The 18,212-nt window shown below is 70.8% G+C and carries 12 protein-coding genes; 2 read left to right on the forward strand and 10 right to left on the reverse strand.

Annotated features, from left to right (window positions below; translation table 11 throughout):
- Positions 1 to 14: 14 nt before the first annotated feature.
- The 10 genes from AC5PYY_RS12925 to uvrA all read right to left on the reverse strand — a co-directional run bounded on the left by AC5PYY_RS12925 (position 15) and on the right by uvrA (position 11,915).
- On the reverse strand, positions 15 to 380 hold the full coding sequence (locus AC5PYY_RS12925) for an RNA polymerase-binding protein RbpA (RefSeq protein WP_493897213.1): 366 nt from the start codon (positions 378 to 380) through the stop codon (positions 15 to 17).
- 87 nt (positions 381 to 467) lie between these two features.
- The gene (gene secG / locus AC5PYY_RS12930; RefSeq protein ID WP_493897214.1) at positions 468 to 710 is read right to left on the reverse strand and encodes a preprotein translocase subunit SecG; all 243 of its coding nucleotides are present in this window, start codon (positions 708 to 710) and stop codon (positions 468 to 470) included.
- Positions 711 to 840: 130 nt separating this feature from the next.
- Positions 841 to 1,644 (reverse strand): triose-phosphate isomerase, encoded by an 804-nt coding sequence (tpiA, locus tag AC5PYY_RS12935; protein WP_493897215.1) that lies wholly within the window; start codon positions 1,642 to 1,644, stop codon positions 841 to 843.
- Positions 1,645 to 1,648: 4 nt separating this feature from the next.
- Positions 1,649 to 2,866: a phosphoglycerate kinase gene (locus AC5PYY_RS12940; RefSeq protein ID WP_493897216.1), complete on the reverse strand. Its 1,218-nt coding sequence runs from the start codon at positions 2,864 to 2,866 to the stop codon at positions 1,649 to 1,651.
- Positions 2,866 to 3,870 carry a type I glyceraldehyde-3-phosphate dehydrogenase gene (gene gap, locus AC5PYY_RS12945; protein ID WP_493897217.1) on the reverse strand — a complete coding sequence of 335 codons (1,005 nt, stop codon included), beginning with the start codon at positions 3,868 to 3,870 and terminating at the stop codon, positions 2,866 to 2,868. Before gap ends, AC5PYY_RS12940 begins: the two co-directional genes overlap by 1 nt.
- Before the next feature lie 124 nt (positions 3,871 to 3,994).
- Positions 3,995 to 4,975, reverse strand: coding sequence for a DNA-binding protein WhiA (gene whiA / locus AC5PYY_RS12950; RefSeq protein ID WP_493897218.1), 981 nt, complete (start codon positions 4,973 to 4,975; stop codon positions 3,995 to 3,997).
- A gap of 95 nt (positions 4,976 to 5,070) precedes the next feature.
- A complete protein-coding gene (locus tag AC5PYY_RS12955) occupies positions 5,071 to 6,030 on the reverse strand; it encodes a gluconeogenesis factor YvcK family protein (RefSeq protein WP_493897219.1) in 960 nt (319 codons plus the stop codon).
- Positions 6,027 to 6,950, reverse strand: a complete 924-nt coding sequence (rapZ, locus tag AC5PYY_RS12960) for an RNase adapter RapZ (RefSeq protein WP_493897220.1) — start codon at positions 6,948 to 6,950, stop codon at positions 6,027 to 6,029. Before rapZ ends, AC5PYY_RS12955 begins: the two co-directional genes overlap by 4 nt.
- Before the next feature lie 51 nt (positions 6,951 to 7,001).
- Positions 7,002 to 8,921: an excinuclease ABC subunit UvrC gene (gene uvrC, locus AC5PYY_RS12965; RefSeq protein WP_493897221.1), complete on the reverse strand. Its 1,920-nt coding sequence runs from the start codon at positions 8,919 to 8,921 to the stop codon at positions 7,002 to 7,004.
- A gap of 12 nt (positions 8,922 to 8,933) precedes the next feature.
- Complete coding sequence (gene uvrA / locus AC5PYY_RS12970) at positions 8,934 to 11,915, reverse strand: excinuclease ABC subunit UvrA (protein ID WP_493897222.1); 2,982 nt, start codon at positions 11,913 to 11,915, stop codon at positions 8,934 to 8,936.
- A gap of 178 nt (positions 11,916 to 12,093) precedes the next feature.
- Here uvrA and gltB point away from each other — a divergent pair, with 178 nt between their 5' ends.
- Together gltB and AC5PYY_RS12980 are read left to right on the forward strand one after the other, a co-directional pair.
- Entirely contained in the window at positions 12,094 to 16,680 is a 4,587-nt protein-coding gene (gltB, locus tag AC5PYY_RS12975) for a glutamate synthase large subunit (protein ID WP_493897223.1), read from the forward strand.
- Entirely contained in the window at positions 16,673 to 18,133 is a 1,461-nt protein-coding gene (locus AC5PYY_RS12980; protein WP_493897224.1) for a glutamate synthase subunit beta, read from the forward strand. Before gltB ends, AC5PYY_RS12980 begins: the two co-directional genes overlap by 8 nt.
- Positions 18,134 to 18,212: the final 79 nt, after the last annotated feature.

Genomic DNA, 18,212 nt, shown 5'->3' on the forward strand with positions numbered 1-18,212 from the left:
GTGGTGCGGTGGACTCAGCCCCCCGAGGAGGATCCGCCGTAGCCGCGGTCCCGCAATCGACCGAGAGCCTCGTCCAGGAGCGCTGCGCCGTCCGTGGCGCTGCGCCGCTCCTTGACGTAGGCGAGATGCGTCTTGTAGGGCTCGGTTCGAGGCGCCTCAGGTGGGTTGTCGGCGTCACGCCCCGCCGGGAGACCACAGCGCGGGCAGTCCCAGGTGTCCGGGACCTGCACCTCACCGTGCTCGGCGAAGCTGGGTTGGGTGAGGTGGCCGTGGGCGCACCAGTAGGTCACGGTGAACCGGGGGGCGGAGTCACCGCGCTCGCTCTCCCCCATGGGCCCTGACCCCACCCGGGACCCGCGGATCGCATTGGTGTTGACCATCGTGGTGCCTCTCTCGCCGTCGGGACGCAACGGGGTGAGCCTACTCCCCCGGTGCCGCCCCACCACGGAAGGGCGGGCCCACGCGGGTCAGCTGAAGCGGACGAGCACCCCGAGCCCGACGATCACCGCGACCCAGATCAGGGCCATCGCGACGGTGATCCGGTTGAGGTTGCGCTCGGCGACCGAGCTCCCGCCCAGGCTGCTGCTCATCCCGCCGCCGAACATGTCCGACATGCCTCCCCCACGGCCCTTGTGCATGAGGATCAGCAGCACCAGAAAGCAGCTGGTGATGACCAGCAGGGCGTCCAGGAACCAGCGGACGTACTCCACGTGGGCACACCTCGTCGTCGGAGTTGACACGGACAGCGACGGCGACCGGATCACCATCTGATGCCCCGGGCCGGAGCCTCCGGGGCATCAGACAGCGTATCTCAGCCGGGCGGCTGGGCCGAACCGCGGCTCAGCCCGTGGTGCCCGCGTGCTGCTGGTAGCGGCAGATCGAGGAGAAGTCGTCGACCGAGAGCGAGGCACCGCCGACCAGCGCACCGTCGACATCCTCCCGGGCCATGATCTCGGCTACGTTGGCCGGCTTGACCGACCCGCCGTAGAGCACCCGCAGCCCGTCGGCCACGTCCTGTCCCACCAGGTCGGCCACGGTCGCACGGACCGCGGCGCAGACCTCCTGCGCGTCGTCGGGCGTGGCCACCTCGCCGGTGCCGATCGCCCAGACCGGCTCGTAGGCCACGACCACCCGGGCGACCTGCTCGGCGTCCAGGCCTTCCAGCGCCGCACGGAGCTGGGTGACCACGTGCTCGACGTGCTGCCCGGCCTGTCGCACCTCGAGCGGCTCGCCGACGCACAGGATCGGGCTCAGCTCGTGCCGCAGGGCGGCCCGCACCTTGGCGGCCACCATCTCGTCGGTCTCCTGGTGGTAGTCGCGTCGCTCGCTGTGGCCGACCACGACGTAGGTGCACCCGAGCTTGGCGAGGAAGGCACCGGAGATCTCGCCGGTGTAGGCCCCTTCGTCGTGCTCGCTCAGGTCCTGACCGCCGTAGCCCAGGGCCAGTCCGTCCCCCTGGACCAGGGTCTGGACCGACCGTAGGTCGGTGAACGGTGGCACGACGACGACCTCGACGGCGGCGTAGTCGTGCTTGCCGTCGCGCAGGGTCCAGTCCAGCTTCTGCACCATGTGCGTCGCCTGGAGGTGGTCGAGGTTCATCTTCCAGTTGCCCGCCATCAGCGGGGTCCGCGAGCTGCTCGCCATGTCCTCAGTCCTCCAACACCTGTAGTCCGGGGAGCTCTTTGCCCTCGAGGTACTCCAGGCTCGCCCCACCACCGGTGGAGATGTGGCCGAAGTCGTCCTCGGCGTGGCCGAACTCCCGCACCGCGGCAGCGGAGTCTCCGCCACCGACCACGGTCATCGCGCCGTCCGCGGTGCGCTCCACCAGGGCCTGCGCCACCGCACGGGTGCCCGAGGCGAAGGGCTCCATCTCGAAGGCGCCCATCGGGCCGTTCCAGAAGATGGTCCGGGCGTCGGCGAGGCGCTCGATGAAGAGCCTCTCGGAGTCCGGCCCGATGTCCAGCCCCATCCGGTCGGCGGGGATGGCGTCGGCCGGGACGACCTCGTGCGCCGTCTCGGCGGAGAACGCGTCGGCCACGACGACGTCCGTGGGCAGGACGATCTCGACGCCTCGCTCCTCGGCGGTCTCCAGGTAGCCCTTGACCACCTCGACCTGGTCCTGCTCCAACAAACTGGTCCCCACCTCGTGGCCCTGGGCCTTGAGGAAGGTGAAGACCATCCCGCCTCCGATGAGGAGCCGGTCCGCGACGGTGATGAGCGACTCGATGACGCCCAGCTTGTCGCTGACCTTGGCGCCGCCGAGGATGACGGCATAGGGGCGGGCCGGGTCCTCGCGCAGCGCTCGCATGATCTCGACCTCGGAGCGCACGAGGCCGCCCGCCGCGTGCGGCAGCAGCCGCGCGACGTCGTAGACGGATGCCTGCGCACGGTGGACGACCCCGAAGCCGTCGGAGACGTAGGCGTCGGCGGGCTCGGCGAGCGCGCGGGCGAAGTCGGCCCGCTCCTGCTCGCCCTTGGCGGTCTCCCCCGGGTTGAACCGGAGGTTCTCCAGGACGAGGACGTCGCCGTCGGACATCCCGGCCACCGCCGCGGCGGCGCGTGGCCCGACGGTCTCCTCGACGAAGTCGACCGTCACGTCGTCACCCAGGAGCTCGTCGAGCCGACGCGCGACCGGGGCCAGGGAGTAGGCCGGGTCCGGCGTGCCCTTGGGCCGACCCAGGTGGGCACACACGACCACGCGTGCACCCTGGGCGGTCAACGTCGAGATCGTGGGCACCGAGGCGCGCACCCGGCCGTCGTCGGTGATGGTCTCGCCGTCCAGCGGGACGTTGAGGTCGCTCCGGACCAGCACCGTGCGTCCGGACAGCCCGCCGAGCTCCTCGCTCAGCTGCTCGATCGTCCGCATCAGAGCTTGCTGCCCACCAGGGCGACGAGGTCGACCAGACGGTTGGAGTAGCCCCACTCGTTGTCGTACCAGCCAACCACCTTGACCTGGTCGCCGATCACCTTGGTGAGCCCGGCGTCGAAGATGCAGGAGGCGGGGTGGGTCTCGATGTCCTTGGACACGATGGGGTCCTCGGTGTAGGTCAGTATGCCCTGAAGCGGGCCCTCTGCCGCCTTCTTGACGGCCGCGTTGACCTCCTCCACGGTGACCTCACGGCTCGTCTGGAAGGTGAGGTCGGTCGCCGAACCGGTCGGCGTCGGGACCCGCAGCGCGTAGCCGTCGAACTTGCCCTTGAGCTCGGGCAGGACCAGGGCGACAGCCTGAGCGGCCCCGGTCTTGGTCGGGACGATGTTGAGCGCCGCGGCCCGCGCCCGGCGCAGGTCCTTGTGCGGGCCGTCCTGCAGGTTCTGGTCCGCGGTGTAGGCGTGGATGGTCGTCATCAGGCCCTTGACGATGCCGAACTCGTCGTTCAGGACCTTGGCCATCGGGGCGAGGCAGTTCGTCGTGCACGAGGCATTCGAGATGATCGTGTGCGCGTCCGCGTCGTAGTCCTGCTCGTTGACGCCCATCACGACGGTGATGTCCTCGTTCTTGGCGGGGGCCGAGATGAGGACCTTCTTCGCTCCGGCGTCGATGTGCGCCCGCGCCTTGGTGGCGTCGGTGAAGATGCCCGTCGACTCCACGACGACGTCCGCACCGAGCTCGCCCCAGGGCAGCGCCGAGGGGTCCTTCTCGGCGAAGCTCTTGATGACGGTCCCGTCGACGCTGATCTCGTCCTCGCTGGCGGTCACCTCGCCCTCCAGGCGCCCCAAGATCGAGTCGTACTTCAGCAGGTGGGCCAGGGTGTGGTTGTCCGTGAGGTCGTTGACGCCCACGATCTCGATGTCGGCCCCGGAGGCCAGCACGGCGCGCGTGAAGTTGCGGCCGATGCGACCGAAGCCGTTGATACCTACGCGAACGGTCATGGAAGAACCTCTCCTCGATGAATTGCTGCGGCACGCCCGATGCGGACCGCTCGGTCAGACGCCGTCGTCCTGCTCCCAACCTATCCGCACCTCCCCCCGGGTTCCAACCGGCGGTTGACCCGGGTCAGTCGTCCAGCATGTCCGCGGTGAGATTGGCCTCGGTGCCCTCGATCCCGAGCTCCTCGGCACGCTTGTCGGCCATCGCCAGCAGTCGCCGGATACGGCCCGCGACGGCGTCCTTGGTCATCGGCGGGTCTGCGAGCTGCCCCAGCTCCTCGAGGCTGGCCTGCTTGTGCTCCAGGCGCAGCGCCCCGGCGACACGAAGGTGCTCGGGGACCTGCTCTCCCATGATCTCCAGGGCCCGCTCCACACGGGCACCGGCGGCGACGGCCGCCCTGGCCGACCGGCGCAGGTTGGCGTCGTCGAAGTTGGCGAGCCGGTTGGCGGTGGCCCGGACCTCACGCCGCATCCGCCGCTCCTCCCAGGCCAGCACCGCGTCGTGAGCCCCCAACCGGGTGAGCATCGCCCCGATCGCGTCACCGTCGCGGATCACGACCCGGTCCACCCCACGCACCTCCCGCGCCTTGGCCTGGATCCCGAGCCGGCGCGCCGCACCCACCAGTGCCAGGGCCGCCTCCGGCCCCGGGCACGTCACCTCCATCGCCGAGGACCGGCCGGGCTCGGTGATCGAGCCGTGCGCGATGAAGGCACCACGCCACGCCGCCTCGGCGTCGCACACCGAGGCACCGACGACCCGAGGCGGCAGTCCCCGGACCGGCCGGCCGCGGTGGTCGATCAGCCCGGTCTGGCGTGCCAGCGCCTCACCGTCGGAGGTGGCGCGCACGACATACCGCGTCTGCTTGCGCAACCCGCCGGGGCTCATGACGACCAGCTCGCTGCTCGAGCCGTAGACCTCGGCCATGAAGGTCCGCAGCCGGCGGGCGCTCTGCGCCGTGTCCAGCTCGGCCTCGATGACGATCCGACCGCCCACGATGTGCAGGCCCCCGGCGAAGCGCAGCATCGTGGAGACCTCCGCCTTGCGGCAGCAGGTCCGAGTCACGGGCAGCCGGCTCAGCTCGTCCTTGACCTTCGCGGTCATCGCCACGGCGCTGATCCTCCTCGGTCGGTCCGTCGGTCGGTCGGTGGCCGGACGATGCTCGGCCGACCCCGGCAGGTTACCCCCTGGTAACTGTCCTGGCGTCACAAGCCCTCCTCTGCCATGACGTCACGATAGGCGGCGGCCAGCCGCAGCGTGTCGTGGATGCCAGGGTGCCCCATCTTGCCAACCGTCGTCACCACCAGTCGTCCCCCGACCTGCTTGACGGCCGCCTCGAGCGCGGCCCGATCCTGCGCGGTGCGCAGCACCTGCGGGTCGGCGATGACGTGGTCGAAGGTCAGCCCCGGGGCGTGGGCCGCGATGGTCGCCACGTGCTCGGCGACGGAGTAGCCGGCGGCCTCGCCGTCGTGGAGGCTGACGTTGAGCGTGAGGATGCGACGGGCTGGCGTGTCCTGGAGCGCCTGGCGCAGCTCGGGCACGAGCAGGTGCGGCATGACGGAGGTGAACCACGACCCCGGGCCGAGGACCACCAGGTCGGCCAGCGTGATCGACTCCAGCGCCTCCGGGCAGGCCTGCGGAGCCTCCGGGATGAGTCGCACCGAGGTGACCTTGCCGGGATGGCTCGCGACCTTGGACTGGCCGCGCACCGTGACGACCGCGTCCGGATCGCCCTGGCCGCCCTGCAACGTGGCCTCGATGTCGAGCGGGTCGAGCGCCATGGGCAGGACCCGGCCCCGGGTGTTGAGCAGCCGACCCACGAGGTCGAGCCCGCGCACCTTCTCCTCGGGTCGGAGGTCCCAGAGGGCGGTGATGAGCAGGTTGCCCAGGGCGTGGCCACCGAGGTCCCCGTCGCCCCCGAAGCGGTGCTGCAGGACCCCGGACCACTGGTGTCCCCACGAGGTGTCCTCGCACAGGGCCGCGAGGGCCATCCGCAGGTCTCCTGGCGGGAGGATGTCGAACTCCTCACGCAGCCGACCGCTGGAGCCGCCGTCGTCGGCGACGGTCACGACCGCGGTGATCGCTTCGGTGAGGTGCCGCAGCGCGTGCAGGGAGGCGGAAAGTCCGTGGCCGCCACCGAGCGCGACGACACGAGGGCCGCTCACTCGCGCCCCAGGTCGCGATGGAAGGTGGACAGCTGCGTGTCCTGGTCCTGCAGGTCGGCCAGCCGCAGGGCCAGCTCCTCGGCGGTCGCCACCGACCGGTGCTTGCCGCCGGTGCAGCCCACCGCCACCGTGACGTAGCGGCGCCCCTCCGCCAGATACCCGGCGACCGCCGTGCGGAGCAGCGCCTCGGCGTGCTGCACGTACGTCTGGGCCAGGTCCTGTCCGAGCACGAAGTCGCGGACCTCGCTGTCCTTGCCGGTGTAGGCGCGCAGCTCGGGGATCCAGTACGGGTTGGGCAGGAAGCGCAGGTCGAGGACGACGTCGGCGTCCAGGGGGATGCCGTACTTGAAGCCGAAGGACATCACCGCCAGCCGCAGCCGGACGTCGACGTCCACGGCCAGCAGGTCGTCGATCTTCGCCGACAGCTCGTGCACGTTGTAGTTGGAGGTGTCGATGACCAGGTCCGAGTTGGAGCGCAGGTCACCCAGCATGCGCCGCTCCCGGCGGATGCCGTCGAGCAGCAGCCCCTCGCCCTGCAGCGGGTGGGGCCGTCGCACCGCCTCGAAGCGCCGGACCAGCGACTCGTCGCCGGAGTCGATGAAGATGACCCGGGGCTGCCAACCGCGATGCTCCAGCACCTCGAGGGCGCCGGCGAGCTCGGTCGTGAAGTCCCGGCTGCGCACGTCGACCACGACGGCTACGCGCTGTCTCTGAGGGTCGTCCGCCGTGGCCTCCATGAGCTGGACGATCATGGCCGGCGGGAGGTTGTCGACGACGTACCACCCCCGATCCTCGAGGACGTCCGCCGCCGTCGTCCGGCCGGCACCGGACATCCCCGTCAGGATGACGACCTCGGCCCGCCGGGTGACGTCCGCGGCGCTGGGCGCGTGCTCCCCCACGTCTGGTGGCGATCCCGTCACGGTCGGACTCCTTCGCGGCTCCGGGAGGCGCGCCCGGCGTCGGTCACCGGGTCAGTCGAGCACCTCGCCCGTGCTCAGGTTAACGGCCGGGTCAGGTGTCTCGCCCGCCAGCCGCTGCGCGATGACCTCGGCCAGGGCCGGCCCGACGCCGGGAACCTCCTGCAGGGCCGCCGGGTCGGCGGCGCGCACCGCCTTGACGGACCCGAAGTGGCGCAGCAGCGCCTGCTGCCTCGCCGGACCGAGGCCCGGGATCCCGTCCAGCGCGCTCGCCGTCATGCTGCGGGAGCGGCGCTGGCGGTGGAAGGTGTTGGCGAAGCGATGCGCCTCGTCCCGGACCCGCTGCAACAGGTAGAGCGCCTCGCTCGTGCGGGGGAGCACGATCGGGAAGGGGTCGTGCTGATCGGCCGACCACACCTCTTCCAACCGCTTGGCCAGACCCACCACCGGGAGATCGCCGGCCCCCACCTCCGCCAGGGCCGCCTGCGCGGCCCGCACCTGCGGGGCCCCGCCATCGACCACGACGAGATTGGGTGGGTAGGCGAACTTCGCCGGTCGTCCGTCCTCGTCGGTGCCAGGTGCGGGAGCCTGCGCCAGGTGCCGGAAGCGCCGGGTCAGCACTTCGTGCATCGCCGCCGTGTCGTCCCCCGTCCCCTGACGCACGATGAACCGCCGGTACTCGCTCTTCCGGGCCAGGCCGTCCTCGAAGACCACCATGGAGCCCACGACGTCGCTGCCCTGGACGTGACTGATGTCGAAGGACTCGATGCGCAGTGGCGCATCCTCCAGCTCGAGCAGTTCCTGCAGCTCCTGCAGGGCTTGCGACCGCAGGGTCAGGTCGCCGGACCGGGCGACCTTGTGCCGGGCGAGCGCCTGCTCGGCGTTACGACCGACGGTCTCCATGAGGGTCCGCTTGTCCCCGCGGCGTGGCACGCGGACCGCCACCCGGGACCCGCGCAGACCGGCCAGCCACTCCTCGACGTCCGGATGGCCTTCGGGGAGCACCGGGACCAGTACCTCGCGGGGGACCTCCTCCCCCCGCTCGCCGCCGTAGACCTGCTGCAGCAGGTGCTCCACAATCGAGCCCAGATCCTCGGCACCCTTCTCGCTCACCCAGCCGCGCTGTCCACGGACGCGCCCGCCGCGTACGTGGAAGACCTGCACCGCGACCTCCAGCTCGTCCTCGGCCAGGGCGTAGACGTCGGCGTCCGTGGCGTCGGGCAGCACGACGGCTGAGCGCTCCAGCGCGCGGGTGAGAGCGCCGACGTCGTCCCGCAGCCGGGCGGCCGTCTCGAAGTCGAGCTCCTCCGCCGCCCGCCGCATCCGTTCCTCCAGGCCCCTGACGAACCGGGCGGTGTCTCCTGCCATGAAGGCGCAGAAGTCCTCGGCGATCCGTCGGTGCTCCTGCGCGTCCACCCGGCCCACGCACGGCGCCGAGCACTTGTCGATGTAGCCCAGGAGGCAGGGCCGACCCACCTGTCCCGCCCGCCGGAAGACTCCGGCGGAGCAGGTCCGCACGGGGAAGACCCGCAGCAACGTGTCCAGCGTCTCCCGGATGGCCCAGGCGTGGGTGTAGGGACCGAAGTACCGCGTCCCGGCTCGCTTGGTACCCCGCATCACCTGGGCCCGCGGGAACTCCTCCCCCAGGGTCACCGCGAGGTAGGGATAGGACTTGTCGTCGCGGTACTTGACGTTGAACCGGGGGTCGAACTCCTTGATCCAGGAGTACTCCAGCTGCAGCGCCTCCACCTCGTTGCGGACCACGGTCCACTCCACGCTGGCCCCGGAGGTCACCATCTGCCGGGTGCGCGGGTGCAGAGCCGAGAGGTCCTGGAAGTAGGACGTCAGCCGGGATCGCAGCGATCGTGCCTTGCCGACGTAGATGACCCGGTGGTGCTGGTCGCGGAAGCGGTAGACGCCCGGGTCCGTCGGGATCTCCCCGGGTGCGGGCCGGTAGCTCTGGGGGTCAGCCACGGATCAGCGGGGTCATGCGGTCGACCGCCGGTCCAGCCCGAGCACCGGGGCGAGGAAACGGCCGGTGTGGCTCTCCGGGATGATGGCGACGTCCTCGGGCGCTCCGGCTGCCACGACGGTCCCGCCGCCGCGCCCACCCTCGGGCCCCATGTCGATGATCCAGTCGGCGCTCTTGATCACGTCGAGGTTGTGCTCGATGACGAGGACGGTGTTGCCCTTGTCGACCAACCCCTGGAGCACGCCCAGGAGGCGCTGGATGTCCTCGAAGTGGAGGCCCGTCGTCGGTTCGTCCAGGACGTAGATCGTGCGTCCCGTCGAGCGCTTCTGGAGTTCGGAAGCCAGCTTGACCCGCTGCGCCTCGCCGCCGGAGAGCGTGGTCGCGGGCTGCCCGAGCCGGACGTAACCGAGCCCCACCTGCACCAGGGTCGTGAGGTGGCGGGCGAGCACGGGCACCGCGGCGAAGAAGTCGGCGGCCTCCTCGATCGGCATGTCCAGCACGTCCGCGATCGTGCGTCCCTTGAAGTGCACCTCGAGGGTCTCGCGGTTGTAGCGCCGGCCGTGACACACCTCGCAGGGGACGTAGACGTCCGGAAGGAAGTTCATCTCGATCTTGAGCGTGCCGTCACCGGAGCAGGCCTCGCACCGGCCCCCCTTCACGTTGAAGGAGAAGCGGCCGGGCTGGTAGCCGCGTACCTTCGCCTCGGTCGTCGTCGCGAAGAGCTTGCGGATGTGGTCGAAGAGCCCGGTGTAGGTGGCCGGGTTGGACCTCGGGGTCCGCCCGATCGGGCTCTGGTCGACGTGGACCACCTTGTCGAGCTGGTCCAGGCCCTCCACGCGGCGGTGCCGCCCTGGCACGTGGCGGGCGCCGTTGAGCTGGTTGGCCATGACCCGGTAGAGGATGTCGTTGACCAGGGTCGACTTGCCCGACCCGCTCACGCCGGTGATGGCGACGAGGTTGCCCAGCGGGAAGGCGACGTCGATCTCCTGCAGATTGTGCTCACGGGCCCCCCGGACGACCACCTCGCGGCCGTTCTGCGGGCGCCGCTGCTCCGGCGTGGCGATGGCCCTGCGCCCCGAGAGGTACTGCCCGGTGAGCGAGCTCGGGTGGCGCAGGAGGTCCGTGACGCTGCCGCTGTGCACGACGTGCCCACCGTGCTCCCCGGCCCCGGGTCCGATGTCCACGACCCAGTCCGCCGTCGCGATGGTGTCCTCGTCGTGCTCGACGACGATGAGCGTGTTGCCCAGGTCACGCAGCCGGGTCAGGGTCTCGATGAGGCGTCGGTTGTCGCGCTGGTGCAGCCCGATGCTCGGCTCGTCCAGGACGTAGAGCACCCCGACGAGCCCCGACCCGATCTGGGTCGCCAGCCGGATGCGCTGCGCCTCCCCGCCGCTCAACGTGCCCGCCGGCCGGTCCAGCGAGAGGTAGTCGAGGCCGACGTCGAGCAGGAAGCCCAGCCGCGCGTCGATCTCACGGCTCACCTGACCCGCGATCGCGGCCTCGCGCTCGGTGTAGTCGACCGAGGTGAGGAACTCGGCACACTGGTCGATCGGCAGCGCGCAGACCTCGGCGATGCTCTTGCCACCGACCAGGATCGCCAGGATCTCCGGCTTGAGCCGGGCACCGCGACAGACCGGGCAGGGCACCTCCCGCATGTAGCCCTCGTAGCGTTCGCGGCTGCTCTCCGACTCCGTCTCCCCGTGCTTGCGCTTGACGTAGGGGATCACGCCCTCGAAGCCGGTGGAGTAGCTGCGCTCGCGGCCGAAGCGATTCTTGTAGCGGACGTGCACCTTGTGCTTGTAGCCGGTGAGGATGGCGTCCCGGGCACGGCCCGGCAGCTCCCGCCAGGGGACGTCCAACCGGAAGTCGAGATCGTCCGAGAGGCCCCCGAGCACGCGGAGGAAGTAGTCGCTGAGCCCGGACGCGGTCGACCATGGCACCAGGGCCCCACCGAGGATGCTGAGGTCCTCCCGCACGACCAGCTCGGGGTCGACCTCCAGCTCGACGCCGATGCCGGTGCACTCGGGACAGGCTCCGAAGGGGCTGTTGAACGAGAAGGACCGGGGCTCCACCTCGTCGATCGACAACGGGTGATCGTTGGGGCAGGCCATCCGCTCGCTGAACCGCCGCTCGCGCGGCAGCGGTTCGCCCCGCTCGTCGACGGGGCGGGGCCGGTCCGCCGAGGTCGCCTCGGCGTCGGGCCCGCTCACGTCGTCGCGGACGTCCACGAACTCGGCCACCATGACGCCGCCGGCCAGGGACAGCGCGGTCTCGACCGAGTCGGTCAGCCGGCGGGCGTAGGCCCGGTCCACCTCCTGCGCGTCCCCCTTGGTGACGAGTCGGTCCACGACGACCTCGATGCTGTGCTTGCGCTGCTTGGCCAGGGTCGGCGGCTCCGTGAGCGAGACGAGCTCCCCGTCGACGCGGGCCCGCGCGAACCCCTTGGACTGCAGCTCGGCGAAGAGGTCGACGAACTCGCCCTTGCGTCCACGCACCACCGGAGCGAGCAGCTGGTAGCGGGTGCCCGCCGGCAGCTGCAGCATCCGGTCCACGATCTGCTGCGGAGTCTGTCGCTCGACCGGCTCCCCGCAGACCGGGCAGTGCGGTCGACCGACACGGGCGTAGAGCAGCCGGAGGTAGTCGTAGACCTCGGTGATCGTCCCGACCGTCGAGCGTGGGTTGCGGTTGGTCGACTTCTGGTCGATGGACACGGCCGGCGACAGTCCCTCGATGAAGTCGACGTCCGGTTTGTCCATTTGACCGAGGAACATCCGGGCGTAGGCCGACAGCGACTCGACGTAGCGGCGCTGTCCCTCGGCGAAGATGGTGTCGAAGGCGAGCGAGGACTTGCCGGAGCCGGACAGGCCGGTGAACACGACGAGCGCGTCCCGGGGGATGTCGACGGACACGTCCTTGAGGTTGTGCTCCCGGGCGCCCTGGACGACCAGTCGGTCGTGGCGTGCCCGGGAGACGGCGGAGGAGGCAGACTTGGGCACGTGTCCACTGTAGGTGTCCTCACCGACACACCTCGCTCGCACCGGCTTTTCCGTGAGGGCAACTGCATAGGTATGCTGACCCCTACATATTTTCCTCGCCGGGCCAGAGCTGCCCCGCGCGTGCAGTCCAGGCTCGCTGCTCCTCGCGCGGCGGCCCCGTTCCGAAACCGGTGATCCCATGACAGAGACGATCTCCTCGACCTCCTCTGCCCTTCGTCCCGTTCCGGGAGCGGCCCCCCAGGGCCTCTACGACGGCGCTCACGAGCACGACAACTGCGGCGTGGCCTTCGTGGCCACGCTCGACGGCGTGCCTCGCCACGACATCGTGGCCCAGGCCCTGACCGCCCTGCACAACCTCGACCACCGCGGTGCGGTCGGCAGCGAGGAGAACACCGGCGACGGTGCGGGCATCCTCACCCAGGTGCCCGACGCCTTCCTGCGGGAGGTACTCCCCTTCGAGGTTCCGGAGGCGGGGCACTACGCCGTCGGGATCATCTTCCTGCCCGCGGACGGCCTCGCGGACGAGGTGGCCGCGCAGGTGGAGCAGATCGTGACCGACGGCGGGCTCCGGGTCCTCGGGTGGCGCGAGGTCCCGGTGGTCAGCGACATGATCGGACCGACGGCGCTGTCCGTCATGCCGGTCATGCGCCAGCTGGTCGTCGGCGCGGGCGAGGAGAACCCGGGTGAGCACGGCATCGAGCTCGAGCGACGTGTCTGGCTCGCCCGCAAGCTCATCGAACGCCGCACCACGGCATACCCGGTCTCGCTCTCGACCCGGACCATCACCTACAAGGGCATGCTGACGACCGATCAGCTCCCGGCCTACTTCCCGGACCTGCGCGACGAGCGGTACGCCAGCGCGCTGGCGGTCGTGCACTCGCGCTTCTCCACCAACACCTTCCCGTCCTGGCCGTTGGCCCACCCGTACCGCGTCATCGCCCACAACGGCGAGATCAACACGGTCAAGGGCAACCGCAACTGGATGCGCGCGCGCCAGTCGGCGCTGCGCAGCGACCTCTTCCCGGGGCCGCTCGCGGACGCGCTGCCGATCTGCACCCCCGACGCCAGCGACTCCGCCACCTTCGACGAGGTCGTCGAGCTGCTCAGCCTCGGGGGACGGTCGCTGCCCCACGCGGTCCTCATGATGATCCCGGAGGCGTGGGAGAACAACCACGAGATGGAACCGCGGCTGCGGGCCTTCTACGAGTACCACTCGATGCTCATGGAGCCGTGGGACGGTCCGGCCAACCTGGTCTTCACCGACGGGACCCAGATCGGCGCGGTCCTGGACCGCAACGGGCTGCGCCCCTCGCGCTACTGGGTGACCGACGACGGGCTCGTCATCCTCGGCTCGGAGTCCGGCCTGCTCCCCATCCCGCCCGAGCGGGTCGTGCGCAAGGGCCGGGTCGCGCCCGGACGGATGCTCCTCGTCGACCTGGAGCGCGGTGAGGTCCTCGATGACGACGTCGTCAAGGAGGAGCTGGCGACGCGGCAGCCCTACCAGGAATGGCTCGACGACCAGCTGGTGCGGATGGAGAGCCTGCCCGACCAGGTGCACGTCCGGCATACGCACGCCTCGGTCACGCGCCGGCAGCAGATCTTCGGCTACACCGAGGAGGAGCTGCGCATCATCCTGGCCCCCATGGCCCAGACCGGCATCGAGCCGATCGGGGCGATGGGCACGGACACGCCGATCGCCGTCCTCTCGGACCGCCCGCGGCTGCTGTTCGACTACTTCATCGGTGCCTTCGCCCAGGTGACGAACCCGCCGCTGGACGCGATCCGCGAGGAGATCGTCACCTCCCTGGGCTCGTCCAGCGGCCCCGAGCCGAACCTCCTGGAGGAGACCCCGGCCCACGCCAAGCAGGTCGTGCTCCCCTTCCCCGTCATCGACAACGACCAGCTCGCCAAGCTGCGCCGGATCAACGTCGAGGGTGACCACCCGGAGTTCGCCCCCGTCGTCGTGCGCGGTCTCTACCGCGTCGACGGAGGGGCCGAGTCGCTCCAGGCGCGGCTGGAGGAGATCTGCGCGGAGGTCGACGAGGCCGTCGAGCGCGGTGCCTTCTTCGTGGTCCTCAGCGACCGGCACGCCAACCGGGAGCTGGCGCCCATCCCCTCGCTCCTGCTCACCAGCGCCGTGCACCACCACCTGGTCCGCAACAACACGCGCACCCAGGTGGGGCTGCTCGTGGAGGCGGGCGACGTCCGCGAGGTGCACCACGTGGCGCTCCTGGTGGCCTACGGCGCGGGCGCGGTCAACCCCTACCTGGCCATGGAGACGGTGGAGAACCTGTGCTCCGCCGGTCAGGTCCTGGACGGGCTGCACCCCGACGTCGCGATCCGCCAGCTCATCAAGGCGCTCGGCAAGGGCGTGCTCAAGGTGATGTCCAAGATGGGCATCTCGACGATCGCCTCGTACCGCGGCGCACAGACCTTCGAGGCCGTCGGCCTGTCCCGGGACGTGGTCGACCGCTGGTTCACCGGCACCGTCAGCCAGATCGACGGCGTCGGGCTGGACGTCATCGCCGAGGAGGTCGCCCGGCGGCACTCCCGGGCCTACCCCCTGTCCGGCATCCCGCCCTACCACCGCAGCCTCGAGATCGGCGGCGAGTACCAGTGGCGCCGGGAGGGGCCACCCCACCTGTTCTCCCCCGAGGCGGTCTTCCGGCTCCAGCACGCCACCCGCCAGGGCCGGTACGACGTCTTCCGCCAGTACACCGACCTGGTCGACGACCAGGCGGCCGACCTCATGACCCTGCGCGGCCTGTTCCGGCTGCGGTCGGACCGCGACCCGATCGACGTGGACGAGGTCGAGCCGGTCAGCGAGATCGTGCGCCGCTTCGCCACCGGGGCGATGAGCTACGGCTCCATCTCGCAGGAGGCCCACGAGACTCTCGCGATCGCCATGAACCGGCTCGGCGGGAAGTCCAACACCGGTGAGGGCGGCGAGGACGTCGAGCGGCTGCTCGACCCGGAGCGCCGGTCGGCAATCAAGCAGGTGGCCTCGGGACGCTTCGGTGTCACCTCCCCCTACCTGGTCCACGCCGACGACATCCAGATCAAGATGGCGCAGGGGGCCAAGCCCGGCGAGGGGGGCCAGCTTCCTCCGGGCAAGGTCTACCCGTGGGTGGCCAAGACTCGGCACTCGACACCAGGCGTGGGCCTCATCTCCCCTCCCCCGCACCACGACATCTACTCGATCGAGGACATCAAGCAGCTCATCCACGACCTCAAGAACGCGAACCCGAAGGCCCGGGTCCACGTCAAGCTGGTGAGCCAGATCGGCGTCGGAACCGTCGCGGCCGGCGTGTCCAAGGCGAAGTCCGACGTCGTCCTCATCTCCGGGCACGACGGCGGCACGGGCGCCTCTCCCCTGACCTCGCTCAAGCACGCGGGGACCCCGTGGGAGCTCGGTCTGGCCGAGACCCAGCAGACCCTCCTGCTCAACGGCCTGCGCGACCGCATCGTCGTGCAGTGCGACGGCCAGCTGAAGACCGGCCGGGACGTGCTCGTCGCGGCGCTGCTGGGCGCGGAGGAGTACGGCTTCGCCACCGCACCGCTCGTCGTCTCGGGCTGCATCATGATGCGGGTCTGCCACCTGGACACCTGCCCGGTCGGGATCGCCACGCAGAACCCGGAGCTGCGGGAGCGCTACACCGGGAAGGCCGACTACGTCGTGAACTTCTTCCAGTTCATCGCCGAGCAGGTGCGCGAGATGCTGGCCGAGCTCGGCTACCGCAGCCTGGACGAGGTCATCGGGCGGGCCGACCTGCTGGACACCTCGGCCGCGGTCGAGCACTGGAAGGCCGACGGCCTGGACCTCGCGCCGATCCTGCACCTGACCGACGTGCCCGCAGCGGCCGCACGGCGCTGCATCACCACGCAGGATCACGGTCTGGACGCCGCTCTCGACAACCAGCTCGTCGAGCTGGCCGCCCCGGCGCTGGAGGACGGGACCCCCGTCAGCGGGGCGTTCCCGATCACCAACGTCAACCGCACGGTGGGCACCCTCCTGGGCCACCACGTGACGGTGAACGCCGGACCGGACGGCCTGCCGGACGGAACCATCGACCTGACCCTCACCGGGTCCGCCGGGCAGTCCCTCGGCGCCTTCCTCCCCCGCGGCATCACGCTGCGGCTGGTCGGAGACGCCAACGACTTCGTCGGCAAGGGACTGTCGGGTGGCCGGATCGTCGTGCGTCCTCCCGAGGAGGCACCCTTCGTCGCCCGTGACCAGGTCCTCGCCGGCAACGTCATCTGCTACGGCGCCACCGGCGGGCAGGTGAACCTGCGCGGCACCGTCGGTGAGCGCTTCTGCGTCCGCAACTCCGGCGCCACCGCGGTGGTCGAGGGGGTGGGAGACCATGCGCTGGAGTACATGACCGGCGGACGCACGCTCATCCTCGGACGGACGGGCCGCAACATCGGGGCCGGCATGTCCGGTGGCACGGCCTTCGTCCTCGATCTCGACCACGGCCGGATCAACCCGCTCGCCGCGGCCCAGGGCGACCTGGTGCTCGCCCCGCTGCGGGAGACCGACCACGTGGACGAGGTGCGTTCCCTCATCGAGGAACACCTCGAGCTGACCGGCAGCACGGTCGCCGCGGCCGTGCTCGACGACCCAGACTGGGTGGACCGGGTCACCGTCGTGACCCCTCGCCAGTACGCCAGCGTCCAGCGCATCCGCCGCGAGGCGGAGGAGCGCGGCGACGACCCCAACGGACCCCACGCGTGGTCGCTCATCCTGGAGGACTCCCATGGCTGATCCCAAAGGCTTCCTGACCCATCGAGAGCGGGAGAACCGGCCTTCCCGCCCCGTCCCCGTCCGGATCATGGACTGGCACGAGGTGCACGGCGAGCAGGAGACGTCGATCCTGCAGCGGCAGGCCAGCCGCTGCATGGACTGCGGCATCCCGTTCTGCCACACCGGCTGCCCGCTGGGCAACCTCATCCCCGAGTGGAACGACCAGACCCGGCGGGCGAACTTCGCCGAGGCCATCGAGCGGCTGCACGCCACCAACAACTTCCCGGAGTTCACCGGGCGGCTCTGCCCGGCCCCGTGCGAGACCTCGTGCGTCCTGGGCATCAACCAGCCCCCGGTGACGATCAAGCAGATCGAGGTCTCCATCATCGACCGGGCCTTCTCCAACGGTCGGGTGACGCCGCAGGAGCCCGAGTGGCTCTCCGGCAAGACGGTGGCCGTCGTCGGCTCCGGCCCCGCGGGACTCGCGGCCGCGCAGCAGCTGGGCCGGGCCGGGCACACCGTCGTGGTCTACGAGCGTGCGGATGCCGTGGGCGGGTTGCTGCGCTACGGCATACCCGAGTTCAAGATGGAGAAGGCGGTGCTGGACCGCCGCCTGGTGCAGCTGCGCGGCGAGGGGATCCGCTTCCTCACCGGCGTCACCATCGGTGGCGACGGACCGGACGACCTGAGCCTGGACGAGCTGCGTGAGCGGTTCGACGCCGTGGTGCTCGCCACCGGCTCCACCGTGCCGCGCATGCTCCAGGTGCCCGGCGCCGACCTGGACGGCGTGCACGCAGCGATGGACTTCCTCGTGCCCGCCAACAAGGAGGCCCTGGGAGCCGAGCGCGGGATCGACGCCGAGGGCAAAGACGTCGTCATCATCGGTGGCGGCGACACGGGCGCGGACTGCCTGGGCACGTCGCACCGGCACGGCGCCCGCTCGGTGCTGCAGCTGGAGATCATGCCGACGCCACCCTCCGAGCGCCCCGAGGACCAGCCCTGGCCCACCTACCCCATGCTCTACAAGGTGACCGAGGCTCACGAAGAGGGTGGTGACCGGTCCTACGGCGTCTCGACCGTGGAGGTGCTCGGCGACGAGTTCGGCGCCGTGCGCGGCCTGGTCATGGTCGACGGGGCCTTCGTGGACGGTCGCTTCGAGCCGCACGAGGGCTCCGAGCGCGAGATCCCCGCGCAGCTCATCCTGCTCGCCATGGGCTTCGTCGGTCCGGACGACAGCGCGGCGCCCGCCCAGGCGCTGCCGCGGACCCCGCGCAACACCTACGAGCGGGACGCCGCCTTCGCGACCCCGCTTGAGGGCGTGTATGCCGCGGGTGACTGCGGCCGTGGCCAGTCGCTGATCGTCTGGGCGATCGCCGAGGGCCGCGCCTGCGCGGCCGCGGTGGACGCCTACCTCACCGGCTCCACGACCCTGCCGGCACCGATCCGCCCGACGGACCGTCCCCTCGCCGTCTGACCGGACGCACGCTCTGCGCCGAGGGGCGCCCGCTGTGCGTGACCGGCCGCACGCCCTGCGCGCAGCGGGTGCGCCGGTC

It is taken from the genome of Serinicoccus sp. JS2-9 (assembly GCF_059025165.1).